General features: G+C 68.3%; 17 protein-coding genes and 5 pseudogenes. 8 read left to right on the forward strand and 14 right to left on the reverse strand.

The genetic code is table 11. The annotated features are described in order from the left end of the window. The first annotated feature begins 9 nt into the window (after window positions 1–9). Entirely contained in the window at window positions 10–558 is a 549-nt protein-coding gene (locus ACMTAK_RS01820; protein ID WP_413804495.1) for a dihydrodipicolinate synthase family protein, read from the forward strand. A 31-nt stretch (window positions 559–589) separates the two neighbouring features. Beyond that, window positions 590–766: a hypothetical protein gene (locus ACMTAK_RS01825; protein ID WP_413804496.1), complete on the forward strand. Its 177-nt coding sequence runs from the start codon at window positions 590–592 to the stop codon at window positions 764–766. An 891-nt stretch (window positions 767–1,657) separates the two neighbouring features. Here ACMTAK_RS01825 and ACMTAK_RS01830 read toward each other — a convergent pair. From ACMTAK_RS01830 to ACMTAK_RS01850, 5 genes are all read right to left on the reverse strand, one after another. After that, a complete protein-coding gene (locus ACMTAK_RS01830; protein ID WP_210947548.1) occupies window positions 1,658–1,831 on the reverse strand; it encodes a CsbD family protein in 174 nt (57 codons plus the stop codon). Between the two features lie 14 nt (window positions 1,832–1,845). Next, on the reverse strand, window positions 1,846–2,244 hold the full coding sequence (locus ACMTAK_RS01835; RefSeq protein ID WP_210947549.1) for a hypothetical protein: 399 nt from the start codon (window positions 2,242–2,244) through the stop codon (window positions 1,846–1,848). A gap of 1,055 nt (window positions 2,245–3,299) precedes the next feature. Then, a complete protein-coding gene (locus tag ACMTAK_RS01840) occupies window positions 3,300–3,641 on the reverse strand; it encodes a hypothetical protein (protein ID WP_413804497.1) in 342 nt (113 codons plus the stop codon). 402 nt (window positions 3,642–4,043) lie between these two features. Beyond that, window positions 4,044–4,340 carry a TetR/AcrR family transcriptional regulator gene (locus tag ACMTAK_RS01845; RefSeq protein WP_413804498.1) on the reverse strand — a complete coding sequence of 99 codons (297 nt, stop codon included), beginning with the start codon at window positions 4,338–4,340 and terminating at the stop codon, window positions 4,044–4,046. A gap of 142 nt (window positions 4,341–4,482) precedes the next feature. After that, a complete protein-coding gene (locus tag ACMTAK_RS01850) occupies window positions 4,483–4,716 on the reverse strand; it encodes a GNAT family N-acetyltransferase (protein ID WP_413804499.1) in 234 nt (77 codons plus the stop codon). A gap of 63 nt (window positions 4,717–4,779) precedes the next feature. Here ACMTAK_RS01850 and ACMTAK_RS01855 point away from each other — a divergent pair, with 63 nt between their 5' ends. Further along, on the forward strand, window positions 4,780–5,196 hold the full coding sequence (locus ACMTAK_RS01855) for a hypothetical protein (protein WP_413804500.1): 417 nt from the start codon (window positions 4,780–4,782) through the stop codon (window positions 5,194–5,196). A 99-nt stretch (window positions 5,197–5,295) separates the two neighbouring features. Here ACMTAK_RS01855 and ACMTAK_RS01860 read toward each other — a convergent pair whose 3' ends face one another. The 3 genes from ACMTAK_RS01860 to ACMTAK_RS01870 form a co-directional block, all read right to left on the reverse strand. Beyond that, window positions 5,296–5,499 (reverse strand): hypothetical protein, encoded by a 204-nt coding sequence (locus ACMTAK_RS01860; protein WP_413804501.1) that lies wholly within the window; start codon window positions 5,497–5,499, stop codon window positions 5,296–5,298. Between the two features lie 907 nt (window positions 5,500–6,406). After that, the gene (locus ACMTAK_RS01865) at window positions 6,407–7,387 is read right to left on the reverse strand and encodes a nucleoside hydrolase (RefSeq protein WP_413804502.1); all 981 of its coding nucleotides are present in this window, start codon (window positions 7,385–7,387) and stop codon (window positions 6,407–6,409) included. 465 nt (window positions 7,388–7,852) lie between these two features. Next, window positions 7,853–8,677 carry a class I SAM-dependent methyltransferase gene (locus ACMTAK_RS01870; protein WP_413804503.1) on the reverse strand — a complete coding sequence of 275 codons (825 nt, stop codon included), beginning with the start codon at window positions 8,675–8,677 and terminating at the stop codon, window positions 7,853–7,855. A 577-nt stretch (window positions 8,678–9,254) separates the two neighbouring features. On the opposite strand from ACMTAK_RS01870, the pseudogene ACMTAK_RS01875 reads away from it, so the two are divergent. Both ACMTAK_RS01875 and ACMTAK_RS01880 read left to right on the forward strand, forming a co-directional pair. Further along, window positions 9,255–9,416 (forward strand): annotated as a pseudogene (locus ACMTAK_RS01875) (ISL3 family transposase); the annotation flags it as partial. Between the two features lie 38 nt (window positions 9,417–9,454). Then, complete coding sequence (locus ACMTAK_RS01880) at window positions 9,455–9,793, forward strand: Rrf2 family transcriptional regulator (RefSeq protein WP_413804504.1); 339 nt, start codon at window positions 9,455–9,457, stop codon at window positions 9,791–9,793. Window positions 9,794–10,029: 236 nt separating this feature from the next. Here the strand turns inward: ACMTAK_RS01880 and ACMTAK_RS01885 are convergent, their stop codons facing one another. Next, window positions 10,030–11,553, reverse strand: coding sequence for an MFS transporter (locus ACMTAK_RS01885; RefSeq protein WP_413804505.1), 1,524 nt, complete (start codon window positions 11,551–11,553; stop codon window positions 10,030–10,032). Window positions 11,554–11,600: 47 nt separating this feature from the next. Here ACMTAK_RS01885 and ACMTAK_RS01890 point away from each other — a divergent pair. Next, window positions 11,601–12,049 (forward strand): annotated as a pseudogene (locus ACMTAK_RS01890) (TetR/AcrR family transcriptional regulator C-terminal domain-containing protein); the annotation flags it as partial. A 62-nt stretch (window positions 12,050–12,111) separates the two neighbouring features. Here ACMTAK_RS01890 and ACMTAK_RS01895 read toward each other — a convergent pair. Further along, window positions 12,112–13,035, reverse strand: coding sequence for a GNAT family N-acetyltransferase (locus ACMTAK_RS01895; RefSeq protein ID WP_413812770.1), 924 nt, complete (start codon window positions 13,033–13,035; stop codon window positions 12,112–12,114). A gap of 203 nt (window positions 13,036–13,238) precedes the next feature. On the opposite strand from ACMTAK_RS01895, the gene ACMTAK_RS01900 reads away from it, so the two are divergent. Next, the gene (locus ACMTAK_RS01900; RefSeq protein WP_413804506.1) at window positions 13,239–13,838 is read left to right on the forward strand and encodes a YdcF family protein; all 600 of its coding nucleotides are present in this window, start codon (window positions 13,239–13,241) and stop codon (window positions 13,836–13,838) included. Window positions 13,839–14,239: 401 nt separating this feature from the next. On the opposite strand, the pseudogene ACMTAK_RS01905 reads toward ACMTAK_RS01900, so the two are convergent. The 4 genes and pseudogenes from ACMTAK_RS01905 to ACMTAK_RS01920 form a co-directional block, all read right to left on the reverse strand. Continuing rightward, window positions 14,240–14,344: pseudogene (locus ACMTAK_RS01905) on the reverse strand (RacP protein); the annotation flags it as partial. Between the two features lie 32 nt (window positions 14,345–14,376). Further along, window positions 14,377–14,562, reverse strand: coding sequence for a hypothetical protein (locus ACMTAK_RS01910; protein WP_413804507.1), 186 nt, complete (start codon window positions 14,560–14,562; stop codon window positions 14,377–14,379). 776 nt (window positions 14,563–15,338) lie between these two features. Further along, window positions 15,339–15,461, reverse strand: a pseudogene (locus ACMTAK_RS01915) (helix-turn-helix domain-containing protein); the annotation flags it as partial. Between the two features lie 70 nt (window positions 15,462–15,531). After that, complete coding sequence (locus ACMTAK_RS01920; protein WP_413804508.1) at window positions 15,532–16,701, reverse strand: epoxide hydrolase family protein; 1,170 nt, start codon at window positions 16,699–16,701, stop codon at window positions 15,532–15,534. 324 nt (window positions 16,702–17,025) lie between these two features. Between ACMTAK_RS01920 and ACMTAK_RS01925 the strand changes: the two are divergent. Beyond that, window positions 17,026–17,995 (forward strand): annotated as a pseudogene (locus tag ACMTAK_RS01925) (IS110 family RNA-guided transposase); the annotation flags it as partial. Window positions 17,996–18,013: the final 18 nt, after the last annotated feature.

Consider the following 18,013-nt stretch of genomic DNA (forward strand, 5'->3'; position numbering starts at 1 on the left):
GGGGTCGGCATGGAGCGCGGTTCCGGGATTCCTCCCGGCCCGTTTCTCCATGCCGCCCTCCCGAACCCGGCGTGCCAGATCGCCAAGGCGGCGGGAAAGCCCGTCATGGTGTACAACGTCCCGGCCCGTACCGGCATCGACATGCCCAACGACCTGCTCGGCGAACTGGCTCAGATCGAACACATCGACTACGTCAAGCAGGCCAACAACGCCAATCTCGCCCCTCTCGACGGCCTGGGGCTTTATGCGGGCGATGACGACGTCTTCGCCCGTACCCTCGAACTCGGGGGCTGCGGCGGCGTTCTCGTCGCCAGCCAGGTCGCCGGACCGCTGATGCGACGCATGGTCGACGAACCCGACCGTCGCGCGGAGATCGACGCCCGGCTGCGGCCGCTGTACCGGGCGCTCTCGGTGACGACCAACCCGATTCCCATCAAGGCGGCACTCAATCTGCTCGGCCATCGCGTCGGCGGGGTGCGGCTTCCCCTGGTCGAGGCAGATGAGGCGGAGATCGAGGTCATCCGGACCGCGCTGATCGAGTTCGGCCTGTTGCGCTGAGAACAGCTCGCGATAGTGGAAAGACTGCCGCATGGCCCGGCACGTCTCGCTCGCGGCGGTGAACTCCGCGGTGCGTCCCATCGAGGACTTCTCCGGGTTCGTCAGCCACGTGAAAGATCTGCTGACCGCCTGCGAAGGGGCCGATCTGGTGGTGTTCCCCGAGTTGTGCACCGTCGAGCTGCTCACCACGTTGCCCTACACCCGTTGATCACCATCGTGCGCGACCACGCCGGATGCCGCGCCGGAGCACGCCCTGGCCGTACCACGGAGATCGCCAACACGCTCGATTCTCTCGCCGCTCAGCTGCTGACGCGCGCGCACGCGGCGGGCACGCGGCGGGCACGGTGCGCTCCGTGGTCCCCTGGGAGGACCTGCGGCCCCTCATGTGCGGGACCGCCCACGCCGTCGACATTGACGCCGACGACCAGGAGACGCGCCTCGCGTCCGGCCCCCGCCACCTGGGCGTCATGCTGCAGGGGGCTGTGTTCCTGCAGCAGTCGGCGCTGCGGCCGGGGGCAGTGGCGATGCGCCACCCGGGCGGGCCCGCAGTGCCCGGCCACGAGGACGGCCTACCGTGCGCCACCTCCGGCGGACGCCCGGTCCTGGGCGTGGGCAGGTGGGATTTACCTGTTTGGCCAGGCGACTCCTAGCTTGCCGGCGGTCTGCTCCAAGCCCCGGACCAGTCCGCCCGGTCTGATGGGTGTCGGCCAGGCGGGCGACCCACTGGGCGGCGGTGGCGAAAGCGACCCGGTGGCCGGCCTGGCTGGCGGGGCCCGGATGCCGAGCCCGGCGGCGAGGCGGGTCTTGCCGGTGCCGGGGCCCCGGGAAGATCACGTTCTCTTTGCCGACGACGGAGTCCAGCGTTCCCAGGTGGACGATGACCTCGCGTCTGACGGACCGCTGGTGGTCGAGGGCCGAAGTCCTCCAATGCCTTGCGGGAGAGAAAACGGGCAGCCCGACAGGCCGGACGCGTCCCTCGGGGTTCTGGGCACGAGGGTGACTCCGCCCCGTGGGGACGTACCTGACGAGTTGACGCCTTGACGTCACCACGGCCCCGAAAAGGCTGTCCCAGCCGCGTCCTGTGATCGTCTACCGCGGATCAGTGCCGGAAGGCGTCCTTGATCTTCGAACCGGACTGCTTGGCGTTGCCCTTCACCTTGCCGCCACGCCCTTCCGCCTGCATGCGGCGGTTACCGGTGACCCGGCCGAGCGCCTTTTTGGCGCTGCCTCGCACCGCTTCGGCCGTGTGGGCCATCTTCTTCCCGACATTCATGAGTCACTGCCTTCCTATCGATGGGCGGTGCGGTGCCCGAATAGACGCGGTCGGCCATGGCGCCGAGTGCCGCGGGCGGACTCGTCGTCCGCGGGCTCGTGTCTGCCAGCCACCTCATCGCGATCCCGGTCGACCGGCGCGGCCTCCCGGCGGTGCCGGGTGAGCCCTTGGCGCGCGGCGTGCCTGCGGCGCACGGCGGCCATCATCAGGCTCAGCCCGAGCAGGGCAGCGGCGCCGATCACGATCCCGGAGAGAAACACCGTTCCGGTGTAGCCGCCGCCGTTGAAACCGAACAGAGAGAAGCCATCGGTGAGCACATGCCCACCGTCGAGGTTGCTCAGCACGCCTACCACGCCGATAACAGCCGCCGCGGCCAGGATGATGAGCCCTATGAACAGCATGTCGCTCTCCATGCTTTGAGAACATATGCGTCGAATGAAAGGGTGCGGTCCACGCCCGTCTCGCCGTCGTCCGCGGTTCGACCTCGCAAGGTCCGTCTGACCTCCGTCGCCCCGCCGCCGGCCCGCGCCGCCACATCGGCCACGAACCCGTCCAGGACCGCCGGAAGGTCACCGTGGTGCCGGCGCAGGTTCTGCAGCGCCAGTGCCTGCGAGACGTGCCCCGGCAGTACCGGGGCGGCGTCGGAGGCCGCGCCGAACGATGAGCCGAGCGCACCGCGTACGCGCCCGGCCGGTCGACGGCGGCACACAGCCGGTCGAAGATGCGCTCTCCTCCGTACGCGGAGTCGTCCGGCAGGGCAGCGGCATAGGACGGCACGCCCGTGTCGCGGATGCTGCCCGCCAGCTCGCGCGCCTGCCCGGCGCTCAGTGCGCCGGACGCGCGATCCACGTAGACGAGCCTGCTCCGCAGCACGTGGGCGATCTCGTTCACGCTGGTTTCAGCGTGAGCGGTACCCCTGGCCGTGAGGAGTGCCGCCGCCAGAGGGACGGGTACGGCCGACGCGAGTGTAACCGGGCGCCACGGTTTGGTGGTCACGAGGATCTTTTACCCACAATCGGGGCGTACCTTACATAACCGGCGATTATGGTGTGTAACCGCCTCACCGCTGACAGACAGTCCGCGGTGACGAGGGCGACGGCGATGGGGGCACCGGCGCCGGAGACCGTGTGGGGCCACCATCACAGCGCCCCGTGCGGCGGCGAGCTGGGCGCGGGCCAAGGCCTCGGCATCCGGTGTCCACTCCCCCTCAGCCAGCGGCAACATCGTCATGCCGGACGGCAAAACCCCAGGACCATGGCCCTCGTCGAAACCGTCATGGATCCGATACCAGCCCGCGAGCGCCGCCGGGAACTCATTCCAATGGCCACCTCCGCCGCCGCGATGGCGGCTTCACCGGCCGGAGGGCGCAGCAAACCGGCCGAAGCAGCAGCGTGCTCACCCAGCCACGTCTCGGATTCGCCCCCAGGCCGCGACCACCCGCCGCGTATCGTCGCTCGTGCTGAACACCCTATCGGCGGCAGTCGGCACGACCATGACCATCGCCGACGGCAGCTATCGAGGCACGGGCTCGCCAAGTCCCGTGCTTCCACCCGCGTCGCCCGATCCCGGCCCCCCAGCCGGAAAGGAACCGCCACGACCACAGAAGGTCCATCCTGTAGGACCGGACCGTCGTCGCCGGCCGCGAATACGCCTGAAGCTCCGCGAAGAACGCCTCCACGGGTACGACCACAGCACCGTCCGCGTCGAGCAGCGCATAGGGACGTGCCGGGTCGGCAGTCTCCGCCAACCCACCGGTTTCCGGCAGCACGAAGCCCACCAGGTCCCGGCCCGAATCGCCGGTCTCAAGCATGGCCGGGAAGCTAGCAGACACCACCTCCGACCTGCGAATATTCGGCTCTTGGTTCAGTCAACGGCACGATTCCGATCAAGGTCATGCCCGCGACCGAGGACCACTCGACCAGCTTCCGGCAGATCCACACCGCCGACGGCGGCCGCATCCACTTGGGGCGCGATCGTTTACCGGCGGAGTACTCTGCGGCGTCGCATAATGCCGAGCTCCGCTGACCCGTCCACGTGGAAGCGGCTACTGAGCTTGGAGTACGCCGGGGTCGAGAGACGTCGCGAAGGTCTGCACGTAGTCGATGGCTGACTGCAACGCAGGCTGATGCGACCGAGTTGCCGCATGCGCGCGATTCCATCGCGGAAGATGACCCTCCACTGGTCGAACACACTCGCGAGCTCGTCGTGAACGTCAAGGTCCGTCTTCGTCGAGATTGTCGAAGCAGGCGAATCGCTCACTGCGGTGGAAGGTGAGGACGCGCTCGGCCTGCCAGGCGATCACGGCCAGGACGAGACTCTCCTTGGTCGAGAAGTAGTGGTTGAGCTGCGATCCGCTGACGCCGGCGGCGCGGCGGAGCTGCTCGTTGTTCGTCGCGTGGACACCCTTTGTGTAAATCAGCTCAGCAGCCTGGTCCAGGATGCGGGCACGCGTCGCCTTCCCCTTGGACGTGAGCTTGTCAGGCGTCGGAGCTGCCGTGTTGATGGTCATGCTCCAGGATAACCCCAGATTGGGCTTGACAGCCCAGGGCTGAGTGGCGTTAACTCCAAGAAGTGGGCTGGGCAGCCCAAAATGGCCGAGTTGTGAGCGCCGTCGGAAGGCCGCGGCCGTGGGCGCGGAGGCAGCAACCGGCTTACGACTTGAGCCGGTAGTGATAGGTGCGCGAAGCGCGGAATCCGACGCGGCCGTACAGCCGGCGCGCGCTGTGGTTGTCGTCCATGACTCGCAGGTACAGCTTCTCGGCGCCACGTGCTGCGGCCCATCGGGCACCGGCGTGCAGAATCGCGGTGGTGATTCCCTGCCGCCGGTGTGCGGGGTAGGCCGTTTCGTTCGGATCAACAAACCCTTGGCATGCGAGCGCGCTCATCGAGTGCGACGCCTCCGACAGCCTCTGTAGCCTGACGTTCGCTGTGCGTCGGGGGAGCTGACCGTGGAAAACATCCTGTCTGTGACCATCGGGGCCGCTATCGGCCTCATAGGGGTGGTGTTCGGTTCGTGGTTCACCGCGCACCGACACGACCGCATGTGGCTCCGCGAGCAGAAACTCAAAGCAGGGATCGGCTTCAACACGGCGGTAGTTCAGCTGTTGGACTATCTGAAGGAAACACAGCTGAACGACGATGGTCCCGGAGCCAACGAACTGGCGAACCGGATGCAGGAGGCACGCTCAGCCCTCTACCTGCTCTGCGTCAGCGACACCATCGATCTCGCTGATGCTCTCGCGCGTCGGGTATGGAGCACCCGACCCACCGATGGCAGGGACGACCGCCGGGCCGAGTTCCGGGAGACGTTGGACCTCCTGCATCGCTTCACCCAACAGCTCCGGCAAGAGATCGCCAGATCGTAGTGTCCCCTTTGGATCAGCGAGCGGACTGAGCCGACTCAACACGGTTGCCGACGAGCTTGCCCTCTCCCACTGAGCCGGAACACTCATCTCCCAGGGCTGTCATCCCAAAATGGATACGCGACAGCCAGGGCTCCAACAGCCTTCGAGCTCGGGCCCTATCCGCAGATGCGGCCGCAGGTGCGGGGGCGCGTAGTAGATGAATCCGATGATGACCAGGGGCGCGGCGATGATCAGCACGAACGGGGCGATGATGAGTTGGGCGGCACCGCCGTACGCCGCGTCCTGCCAACGGTTCGGATCCACGTCGTAGGCGAGGATCAGAGCGATGGTGGCGGCGGCGCCGGGCGGCGGGCCTCGTGGGCTGGGGGCCGTAGGGGTACGGGAGGCTGGTTCGGGTACGGGTACGGGTACGGACCCGGATTCGGCGGTGGCGGACCGTACGGGCCGCCCTGCGGTGGTCCGTAGGGAGCGCCCCAGCCGCCCTGGCCTCCCGGTCCGTTGCCACCAGACTGACCCAGGCCGTTTCCCGGCCCCCCATCCCCCGGTAGCCATGCTGCTCCCCGTTCGCTTTCGGCCAGCTGGTGTGTGTCCTGTGGTGCCAGGCGCGGTGTAGTGGCAGATCAGGTGAGAGAGGCAGCGCCCGTTGCCGGTCGCGCCGCCTTGCGCAGATCGGGCCGTCGTCCGCGGGCTCAAGCGTCACCGGGGTCGCCGCTCGCAGCTGGGTGAGCTGGGTGGTCAGCAGGTGCTCCGCGGTCCGCTGCCGGCAACCTGGACGGCCGACGCGTATGAGACCCCTCGCACCGAGGCCGAGCGGCACGGCTTCGCCGGCGAACGCGCCACTTCCCAGGCCCAACGCGCCGTCGTCCTGGCCTTACCCCAGGCGCCGAGGACGAATGGGAACTCGCCAGCAGCTGTTGTCCGGGCTCACCTTGCGGGCGACCACCCTGACCACCCACACCGCCGCCCTCGTCCGCGCGGCGCGTCATAGAAATCGGCATAACTGTGACGCCGTGTCGGGGTGGTGGGCCGCTCTCCGGGCGGTGCCCCCGGAGATCACCGCTTCGCCGTGGCACCGCCTGGTTCCTGGTTCAGCTCGCGCGAGCCGGCCGCCTACGAGCGAGGCCAGGCGGCCGGGCCACTCGAGGGACCCCCGAGGTGCTCAGGACCTACCCTGAAGGGTTGTCAAGAGCTACGGCAAGTGTGGTTTCGGTTACTGACCGGCCTCAGGCGTGATCAGAGCGCGGTGGAGGCGATCCATGGCAGTGGCAGCATCCACGGTGGCGGCTATCCGCACCGTAGGCCGTTGATCGGGGATACCCCCGTGGATCGTGGTGAACTTCCGTTCATCGATGAGTGTGGCGCCACGCGCATGTCCCGCAAGTTCGACCATGACCTGGCGCTCCTTGTACGTCGCCAAGGACTCATCAACCATGATGGCCGCAGCCAGTGGGTCGTGCAGGACGCAGCCGATGGTGCCGTGAGCGTCGCTATAGAGGGCAACGTAGGTCTCAAGCACCGAGGACGCGAAGCGGGCAGCCGGGGCGGCGGCATCCGCGATCCGTTTCAGCCAGGATGCGTCAGCCCATGCGTGTTCGGTCATGTCCAGTGGCACCATGATCAGGTCGAACCCCGCGCGCAGCACCTCCTCTGCTGCCTCCGGATCATGTGCGGAGTTCGCCTCGGCCCAGGCAGTGACATTGCCCGTGACGTGGAACGCACCGCCCATGCACACCACACGGAGCAGGAGTCGGGGGAGGTTCGGCTCCATCCGAAGGGCGAGGGCGATGTTGGTCAGCGGCGCCAGGGCGAGCAACGTCAGTTCTCCCGGCCGTTGTCTGGCGAGGCGTACCAGCTGCTCCGCCGCTGATTCCGCGCTGACCTGTCGCGGTGACGGAGGCCCCGCCTTGCCACCCAGTCCATCCGCGCCGTGGACGAACTCTGCCGTCTGTAAAGGCTGCTGAAGAGGAACCGGATGGCCCAGGGCAACCGGTACCTGATCCAGGCCGACGACGTCGAGCACACGTAAGGCGTTGGCGGCCGCCACGGCAGTGGGCACGTTGCCGTGCGCGGCTCCAACAGCGACGATCTCGACGTCCGGCTGGGCGGCCAGGAACAAGATCGCCCAGGTGTCATCTACCCCGGGGTCCGTATCGATGACAACGGACAGACGAGTGGAAGCGGCAGGCGACATACAGGTCCCTCTTGTTTCGTCATGTGGATCTGGCGGTTGCTCAGTCTTCGCTTCCGCTACTGTTTCGGCATCCGGGCAATAGCGGAACGCTTTTCCCGGTCAGCGGCTGCTGAACTGTGGGGCAGGCTTGCGCGTCACGGGGACGGAGACAACCGTGCCGAGCTCCTCCCGCGTGGCGGGCGCCATCGGATCCGCCGGGTCTATCAGGAGGAGCCGAGTCCGGAGGCGAACGCCGACTGCGAAGGCGCCGACGAGGCGCCGGACGGACCCCGGAGCGTCACACCAGACCCGACCGCCGTTCCAGGTCAGCTGAGCGGCGGTCAGGACCGCCAGATCCAGCCGATCGGAGATCCGAGTCGGCCCCGAGAACTCGCGCTGGGGTCACCGCAGTGCGCGCGGCGCACTCCGCCGGCTCGGGCTCACGGCAGCCTCGCCAGCGTATAGGTCACCACCGCGGCCGTTCGCTCAGCGGGATGCCAAAAGTCCGTACAGCAGAGGGACCTGCGGCTCCGGCAGCCGCCACCAGCCGGATGAGCCACGAACCATACGGGGCCAGCGTGGCCAGGGCAGTTCAGGACTCTCGCGCAGCCGCCGGATGTCCAGACCGGCTCCGATCAGGGCATTGACGACCTCGCCCAGCCCGTGCGTCCACTCGTAGCTGTCGGTGGCGCCCTCGACGGCCGGGCCGTCGGTGTAGGTGTGTGTCGCGTCGCGGTGTACGGGGCCGCTGCCACCCAAGTAGTCATGCCGCAGCAGGAGTTCGGGCCCCTCCCCGGGGGCGGGCTTGGGGCCCAGCGAGTTGAGGAGCGGGTGGAACTCCACGACATACAAGCGGCCGCCGGGGCGCAGCAGTTGGGCGACGACACCGGCCCAGCGGTTCAGGTCGGGGAGGTAGCACAGGGCGCCCTTGCCGGTGTAGACGACGTCGAACCGCCGCCCGCCGAGGGCCTCCACTGCGTCGTACACATTGGCCTGTACATACCTCACGTCGAAGCCGGCACGCGCCGCGATGCCAGTCGCCGCCGTCACAGATGCCGCGGAGAAGTCGAGGCCGACGGTCCGCGCCCCGCGCTGCGCGAAGGCAATCGTCTCCGTGCCGAGGTGACACTGCAGGTGCAGCACGTCGCGGCCGACCACCTCACCGAGGTCCTCCCACTCCCACGAAGCGAACCAGCGAAACGGGTCGGGATCCCCGTCGATCCCGTAGAACCGGCTGGCGAGGTGGACCGGGGTCCGGGCGTCCCAGTTCGACTGGTTGGCCCGCATCATCCGCTCGTACGCGTCGGTCATGGGCTCACTATGGCAGGCGCCCGCAGGAGACGGGGAATCCCCGGGAAGGCCGAGGGCGAGATCTCACAAACCGTGGAGCTGCGGTGTTGCTTGCACCCGACCGGCGCGGCGAGCCACGGGTGAGCCCGGAGGGCGGACCCGACCGTACACCGACATCCGCCCCTCCACTACCTCGGAGCGCATGAAGCCGGGCCATCTTTCCCCACCAACGCATCAAGGCAGCTCATCGCATCGGTTCGGCCTCTGACCGCGGGCCCGCCGTCGACAGCGCGGCGGGCCTGGCGCGACGTCGCTCATCGAACGACGTGGCGAGCGGTCCCATCCGGCTGTCCGTCGCAGGCTCAACAACTTCCGACGTCGTCGACGTAAGAGCTGGGGCGGCCCTCGACGTGCTGGGCGGCGGCCGGTCGGCTGAGCCGGTGGCCGGATCCGCAGGCCGGGCCGGACCGCCGGGTGCGAGGTCATACGCGTTGCGGCTCGCAGCACTGCCCGTGGTGAGCTGATGACCAAGCGCCACGGTGACCAGTTGGAGGAATGGATGTCCAAGGTCCAAGCGGACGACCTACCGGACCTCAACTCCTTCGTCGCGGGGCTGCGACAGGACACCCAGGCTGTCACCAACGGCCTCACCTTGCCCTATAGCTCCGGCGCTGTCGAAGGCGCAGTGAACCGGATCAAGATGCTCAAACGGCAGATGTTCGGCCGTGCCAAGCTGCCCCTGCTCCGCAAACGCATCCTGAGGAACTCTCCCGCAGCGCCAACGGCAACCCGGTCTACGTGCGCCGCGTCCTCGGGCCGCTGCGCGGCGCGGGGCTGGTCGACTCGCGCTCCGGCGTGAACGGCGGCTCCGTGCTGGCGGTGGACGCCGCCCGCGTCACGCTCCAGCAGGTCTGGCTGCTGCTCCAGGGAGACGAACCCGTGCTCGGCCTGCACGGCCCCGACCCCGCCTGCGTCACCGGCCGCACCGTGCAGAGGACACTCATCGCGCTGGACCGCACGGTCGCCGACGCGGTGGCCACCGCCCTCGGCCGCTTCACCGTGCGGGACGTGCTGGAGGGGGCGGTGGAGGCGAAGACGCTGACGCCGGGCGCTGCCACGGAGACGGGCCTGCCGTAGGGTCCAGGTCGACCGGGAACGCCGGGGCGGTCGCGGATCAGGGGCCAGCCGCAGGCTCCGAGGCGGGAATCGGCCGCGGAACGGGCACGACGCCCGGTTCGAGCCCACCGAGTCCGGCCGGGGTGGCGAAGCCGACCCGGGTCACCGCCCAGTCCTCGATCGAGCTGGCCCAGATGTGGGGCGGCGGGCTGCTCGCCCCCGTCGACGGCCCGCGTTTCGTCGTCCCGTCCTGTCCGTCAGATGGCGGGTTCGGGATCGGCGGGTGTGGTTTTGCCAGTGGGCAGGACCAGGCCGCAGATGACAGCGCCGGCGGTGAAGATGGCGCTGGTGGCCCAGAAGGCGACAGTGTAGCTGTGCAGGGCGGCTGCGGTCTGGATGGCCGGGGTGGCTGCGTTCTTGCCGACGAGGTAGCCGGCCAAGGCGCAGGCGGCAAGGGAGTTGAGCAGGGCCGTGCCGATCGATCCGCCGATCTGCTGGGCGGTGTTGACGGTGGCTGAGGCGATGCCCGCATCCTGCGGCCGGACGCCGGTGGTTCCGGCGCTCATCGCCGGGGCGATGTTGGCGCCGATGCCGAACCCCAGGACCAGGAGCGGGCCGAGGGTGGTGGTGGCGTAGGTGCCGTGCGGGTCGATGCCGGTGAGCCATGCTATGGCGCCGGCGGCGATGAGCATGCCGACGGTCACCGGGAGCTTCGCGCCGAAGCGGGGGTAGAGCTGAGTGGCGCAGATCCCTCCGGCGATGACGAGGGTGGCGACCATGGCCAGGAACGCCAGACCCGTCATGACCGGCGAGTAGTGCAGGATCTGCTGCATGTAGTAGTTGAGGAACAGGAACGCGCCGAACAGGCCGATACCGCCGATGAAGATCGCGAGGTGGGCGCCGCCACGGTTGCGGTCGAGGAGGACGCGCAGCGGCAGCAACGGGTGGAGGGCGCGGTTCTGCCACCAGGCGAAGACGCCGAGCAGGAGGGCGCCTGCGGCCAGGGAGCCCCAGGTGCAGGGGGAGCTCCAGGAGCGGGACTCGACGCTGGCGAAGCCGTAGACGACGCTGAACAGACCGGCGGAGACGAGAAGAGTGCCGGGGATGTCCAGCTTGGGCCGCTCGTCGGTCTTGGTCTGGCGTGGAACGAGGGCGACGGCACCGATGATCGCGACGGCGGCGATGGCAACGTTGACATAGAGCATGAAACGCCAGTTGAGGTATTCGGTCAGGACACCGCCGAGCAGCATGCCGATCGCGGCGCCGGATCCGGAGATGGCGCCGAACACCGCGAACGCGGTGGCGCGTTCCTTGGTCTGGGTGAAGGTGGTCGAGAGCAGGGAGAGCGCGGCGGGGGCGAGCATCGCGCCGGCGGCGCCTTGCAGGGTGCGGGCGGTGACGAGGACTTCGAAGTTGGGTGCGGCCCCGCCCAGCGCGGAGGCGCCGGCGAAGGCGACCAGGCCGATCAGGCCGATCAGGCCGATCAGGCCGATCAGGCCGATCAGGCCGATCAGGAGCATTGTCCGCCGTCCGACCAGGTCGCAGACGCGGCCGGACAGCAGCAGGAGGCTGCCGAAGGCCAGCGCGTAGGCGGTGACGATCCACTGACGGTCGCCGACCGAGAAGCCGAGGTCTTTCTGCGCACCGGGCAGGGCGATGATGACGATGGTGACGTCGAGGACGTCCATGAGCTGGGCCAGGCAGATCACGGCCAGGATCCACCAGTGGCGCAGGGGAGGCGCGGCGGTTACGCCGGGCGCTGTCGTCTCGGTGTGAGACATCAGGTTCTCGTTTCGTGGCGCGTGGCTGCCGGTGGGCAGTTCGCGCTGCCGAGATCGACCTGCCTCAGCCGGACCCGCCACCTGGCGCGAACAGAGCACCAGCGTCTGCACCCAAATACGCGATCAGTACCTGCGCTACCCGGCATCTCCCGGGCCGCGCTCGCCGCCGCGCCCACGAACAACGACACGCTGCGCCTTGCCGAGTGCATGCTCGCGATCTTGCTCGCCGGAGGCGTCGCCCTGCAGAGCGCCGCCTGGGGCATCGACGCGCTGTCGCTCTATATCAACTCCTATCACCCTGGAGATCTCCCTGATCGGCCGCAGCGACGGCGAGTGGGCCGTCAGCCGCGACGACATGCTGCAACGTCTCGCCGACCTGCCCGACACCTTCCCGCAGACCAAGCGCTACGCCGCCGAACTCACCGCGGGGACCGACCACGAACGCTTCGACTTCACCATCGAGCTGATCCTCGACGGGCTCGCGCGCCGCCACTGAAGCCGACCCGGGGGCGATCGCGCCGGGCGGCACGGCCCGTTGCGGAAGCCCCGCGCCCTCGGTCAGCTCCAGATCATGCAGATCCGGCGTGCGAAGTTGACGTATCCGATGCGCTGGAAAGCATTCGCCATGGGGGTGTTGCCGAGATCCGTGGCTGCCCGGATGCGGGGAACGTCCTGCGCGCTGAGGATCCGGGTGCCTTCGGAAAGGATCTCGTCGATGTAGCCGTTGCCCCGATGTTCGGGGAGTACGGCGAGGTAGCCGATGACCGGGTTGTAGTCGTTGCGGGCCGGGGTGACGAACCCCACCGGCTCGCCGTCCGGCAGTGTCGCGATCCGCCACCAGTCCTGCGGGCTCCGGTAGTGCGCGAGCTCCTCCTCATAGTGTCTGACCGCCGCTTCGCGGGGGGACATCCGGGTCAGGTCGTCCCTACTGTGCGCGTCCAGCGTTCCGTCCAGAACCCGAGTCATCAGGGCGAGGATTTCCTCGGTGTCGCGGACCGGCCGGAACGCCAGGCGCCCCCTCTGTTCGGGGAGTGGCGTCCCGGGGCGCCATTCCAGAAGCAGCCGTTCGACGAACTGGCGGGCGCCGGTCCGTTCCAGGGCGAGCACGCGGTCCTCGACGATGCGTCCGGCCACTCCGCCCTCGCGCCAATCGGGCGGGACGGCTCGGTTGTACTCGGGTGGACGGGCGTCGGCTGGGACCACTGCGGCCGTGGCAGCCCGCAGCAGCCGCACACCGACGTCCACGCGATCGCGATCCGCGCTGCTGTCGTCGATGTCGAAAATGTCCAGAAGGAATGGTGTGTCGTCTCCGGTCCGACCCCACCATGCGACCCTGGCCAGTAGGCGCTCGCCGCGAAGGGCGACCCACATCCATTCCGGACGTCGGCGGCCGGCGGCAAGGTCGTCCGCCAGTTCCTCGTTGAGGGTGTAAGGCAGTTGGGTGAAGAGGTCGAGTTCATCGCGTCCGGTGATCGGGCGCATGGTCAGGTCGCTCTGTTGCACGGTCAAGGCACGCTCCGGTGAAGGCGCCCGTCCGCTCCGGGGTCAGATGTGGTCCACACCCCGGGAGGACACAAGCGCGGTGATCATGGGGATCATGGGCTTGGAAGCCCTAACAGAATGTGCCCTCTGTGGGGCGGCGGGTGCCTTCGCTGCCCGATGCCGCGGTGCCCTAGAGTCGCCGCATGCGACGAAGGACAGGGCTGGCGATAGCTGGGGCGGCGGCCCTGGCCTGGGGCGAGTGGTTGAACTGGCGCTGGTCTCGAGCGCTCGTGGGAAGCGGCGTGGACGCATCCGAAGCCGTGGTCGTGTTGGGCTACCGGAACCCCCGATCGACGGCGAACTTCATCAACCGCTGGCGAGTCCGCGCCGGTCTTCGCTCCGTTGCCGCCGGCAGTGCGCATGGCACTCGCGTGATCTTCAGCGGTGGTGCGACCAGCAACGGAGCTGCGGAAGCCCAGCTGATGGCCGACTACGCAAAGTCGGTGCTTAAGTTCGACGGCACGGTGCTTCTCGAAGACCAGAGCGCGACGACATGGGAGAACATCACGAACGTGATCCCGCTGCTTGAGGATGTCGACCGCATCAAGATGGCCTCCCAACCGGCTCACGCACTCAAGGCCCGTGCGTACTTGCGGCGGCAGCGCCCTGATCTCGCTGAGCGGCTCGTACGAGCGGATGACTACCGCCCTGGCGAGTGGATGGTTGGTAAACCGCTGATGGCTCTATACGGGCTGTGGACACTCCGCGGCCTCACGCCCGATGAACGGAAGGTCTCGCCGTAGACAGCCGCTCTCGCGTCGGCGTCAACCGACCGGCCACATGGAGGGCGACGTCGTTGGGCGGCGGCGGTCAACGGGGGGCGGTTGTTCGCCGACCCCACCGGGTGCGGTCATGCCCTGATCGCCGGATGAAGATCGAATCAGAGCTCATACGACGTCGGCTGGACGGCTGGACCGTCGCCCGCTCCCTGCCCGAGGCCGAACCGGTCGAGCCCGCCGGGGACGGCCTGCGGTCCAAGTGCAACCAACCCGGCCGCGACGTCGAGGTGTTCGCGCTGCGCGCGGACGAGGAGCCCGAGTCCCCGGCGCGGCTGGCGGCAGCCGTCGCCGCCTCGCCGCAGATCACCTGTACCTACGCTGCGCCCAGGCACAGTCGAAGCCGTCGTCGACGCCGCCTGGCTGGAGTCGCGCGGATGAGCTGCGGCATGCGGAGCGACCGTGCCGGTGAGGAACCGCCGGAACTCGGTGAGCTTCTCGGCGAGCACAGCCCGCTCGTATGCCTGGAGAGCGACTGATGAAGAGGCGGTGTTCCGACCTTGCGCTATTCGTCGTCCTGACAGGCTTCGAGGTAGTCCGCCCAGCTGTCCTGTGCGTACTGAGCCCAGGCATGTGCGGTGTTGGGGTGGATGCCGAACAGGTCGCTGACGACGATGGGTGGGAGGTCGGCGACGGCCTCGATCATGGCGGTGTTGCGGGCGCTGAGGATGGGGAGCCCGTACTGGTTCATGAGCGAGTGGATCGAGGCGGCGCTTCTGGGCCGACTCGGTGGCCGCCCTGGCAGGAGGAAGCGCGCTTCCTCGTCGGTCTGCTGGCGGAGAGTGGAGGCGTGTCCCGGGCGCGTGGCTGCTGCTCGATGAGCCGGGCCAGTTTGGGCGGCAGCAAGACGGGGTGGCGGTCGAGGGTGAGGTAAACGCCGTCGTCCTCGTGGTGGAGCCGGTCGGTGGTGAGTTCGACAATGCGGGTGGCCGGCAGGGCATAGAGCATGATCAGGGCTCCGGCTATGCGTACTTCAAGTGGCAGCGCGTCGTCGTTGAGGCAGCGCCGCAGCTGGTCGCTGTACTCGTCCTCGTCGAGGAAGTGGGACGGCAAGGTCTTCGGCTTCGGCGGGACGGTGAGTTTGCTGGTGAGGCGGCGGGCGACGGTCCAGCGGATGAAGGACGCAAGGCCACGGCGCCGGGTGGGGTATGTGGTCAGCCAGAGGTCGACGTCCTCCTGCCGGAGGGTGACGAGTTCGAGATCGCGGGTGTCAAGCCAGATCAGGAACTCGATGGCGGTGCGGATGTCGGTGCGGTCTCCAGCGGCTGCGTTGGATGTGTAGCGGCCTCGGGTGGCTCGGCGTCGTGCGTCGCGTACCACGTTCCATTCGGCGAACGGACCGATGATCCGGGCCTGGTGGGAGGGCAGGTTCGTCACCGCCTCCTTCACCCAGAGCTTCAGGCGGGCGAGGTTCTCCTGGCGTCGGAGCGGAGCGCTGGTGGTCACCAGGACCTCGCGGATGTAGCGGGTGTTGCGGACCTGGAGGTTGACGACCTCGGGCTTGATCAGATCGTTGGGGGTGCACTCCAGGATGTCGCACAGGGCGACGAGGGTGTCCATGCTCATTCGCTGCGGAGGCTGGGTGACGAGCAATTGTCACATGCTGCTGTGGATTGGTTCAGGTTGCTGTTCGGCTCGGCCTGACTTGACGTGTCGGTCTTCAGCGTAGGTTTCGGAGGAAGCTCTGGATGTCTGTGAGTAGGAGGTCAGGCACCTCCAGACCCGGGAAGTGACCACCGCGGGGGAACTCTGTCCAGTGGACGATGTTGTCGGTCCGTTCGGCAAGGTGCCGTACGGGCACGGAGGTGTCGGCTGGGAAGGAGGCCAGGCCGGTGGGGGTGAAGGAGGGCACGGTGGCGCCGGCGAAGCCCGTGCCCGCGTGGGCGGTCTCGTAGTAGAGCCGGGCGGAGGACGTGGCAGTGCCAGTGAGCCAGTAGAGCATGACGTTGGTCAGCAGGGTGTCGCGGCCGATGGCTTCCTCTGGTGACTCGCGGCAGTCGGAGAAGGCTTTGAACTTCTCGATGATCCAGGCAAGCTGGCCGACCGGGGAGTCGGTGAGGGCAAACCCGAGGGTCTGCGGGCGCGTGGACTGGAGTATGCCGTAGCCCATTTCCTCACGCTGGTTGTGGGTGCGGCGGGCGGCCGAGGCACGCATGCGGTCGATCTCCGCTTCGGTGAGACCGGCCGCCTCCTGCTCTGTCGGCTCGGCGGTGGCCATGGCGGACAGGAGCATGGTCACATGGACCCCGGCCACCTGATCGGGGTGGAGGCGGCCCCACTCGCGGGCGATCATCGCGCCCCAGTCACTGCCGTGGAGGGCGTACTGGTCGTATCCGAGGCGTCGCATCAACTCGGCACCGGCATGGGCGATGCGCGCGATGTCCCATCCCGGGGCATGGGTCGGCCCGGAGAGTCCGAAGCCGGGCAGGGACAGGACGACGACGTCGATGCCGTCCGCGGTGAGCGGGCCGACGAAAGTGGTGTGCTCGAGGATCGAGCCGGGCCAACCGTGCATGAGGACCACGGGCAGCATGTCCGGCCTGGGGGAACGGGCGTGGATGAAGTGAAGGTTCGCGCCGTCGATCTCGGTGGTGAACTGCGGCAACTCGTTCAGTTCGGCCTCGTGAGCACGCCAGTCGTAGGAGTGGCGCCAGAAAGCGGCGAGGTCCCTGAGGTAGGTAGGGGGCACGCCCTGGCTCCAGCCGATACCGGGCAACTCGTCGTCGGGCCAGCGGGTCCGGTCGAGCCGGTCATGCAGGTCGTCCAGGGCTACCGACGGGATGTCGATGCGGAAAGGGGTGACCTGGTTGGAAGGTTTTTCTGCGCTCATGGGTACACCGTAAGCACCATTCCGGACAGCCCGTGTCGCATGGCGCTGCGTGCCATGAGGCTGCTGGACAGCGCAGCACACCGCTTGTCAGGCCGCTCTGCCTTCGTGAGCGGGTTGGTCCTCCCATTCGTAGGGTGAGGACGCCCAGGGGTGTCGGGTGTGGCTATCAGGCCGCTGCCGCTTCGTGGCTTCGCTCGCTTCGCCGCCCGACACCCGACGACGACTCGGCCGCCAATCAGAAAGTGCGAACCTGTCGCTGAGTAGAGCAATGCCGGCGAGGTCGTCCGTGGTACGAACAGCACGAACACGAACGTCAGGAGCACGATGAGCCGGATATGGGCGGGGATCGACAGCGGCAAGGACCACCATCACGGCCTCGCCCTGGACGCGGACGGCAAGACCCTGCTGTCGCGCCGGGTGGCCAACGACGAGTCGGAGCTGCTGAAGCTGATCGGTGACGTCCTGGACCCGGCCGACGGTGAGAAGGTCACCTGGGCCATCGACATGACCGGCGGAGAGCCGCGCTACTGCTCGCTCTGCTGATCAACCACAGCCAGGAGGTCCTCTACATCCCCGGCCGACTGGTGAACCGAGCATCGGATGCCTACCGCGGCGAGGGCAAGACCGACGCGCGCGACGCCTACGTGATCGCCGACCAGGCCAGGATGCGCCGGGACCTGCGCCCCATCCGCCCCGGCGACGAAGCCGCGATCGAGCTGCGGCTGCTCACCGGGCGCCGGGCCGACCTGGTCGAGGACCGCACCCGCGCCGTGAACCGCCTGCGCGGCACCCTGCTGAGCATGTTCCCGGCCCTTGACCGGGCCCTGGAGGTCACCAACACCGGCCCTCTCAAGCTCCTGACGGGCTACCAGACTCCGGCCGCGATCCGTCGCGCGGGGGTCACGAGGCTGACCAAGTGGCTCACCAACCGCAAAGTCCGCAGCGCAAGGGCCCTGGCCCAAGCGGCGGTCGAGGCCGCCGAGCGCCAGCACGCCGCCGTCCCGGGGAGAAGACCATCGCAAAGCTGGTCCACACCCTGGCCGAGGAGGTGATGTCCCTCAACGAGCAGGTCGCCGAGATCGACAAGCTCATCGAGGGCCGGTTTCGCGAGCACGAGCTCGCCGACATAGTCCAGAGCGTCCCCGGCATCGGCCCGATCCTCGGAGCCGAGTTCCTCGCCTCCGTCGGCGGCAGCCTGGACGACTTCGCTTCTCAGGACGCCCTTGCGGCCTTCGCCGGAGTCGCTCCCGCGCCCAAGGACTCGGGCAAGGTCAGCGGCAACCTCCACCGGCCTATGGGCAGATTTGTCACA

Origin of the sequence: Streptomyces lacaronensis (genome assembly GCF_047337785.1) — a bacterium.
GTDB lineage: Bacteria > Actinomycetota > Actinomycetes > Streptomycetales > Streptomycetaceae > Streptomyces > Streptomyces lycopersici.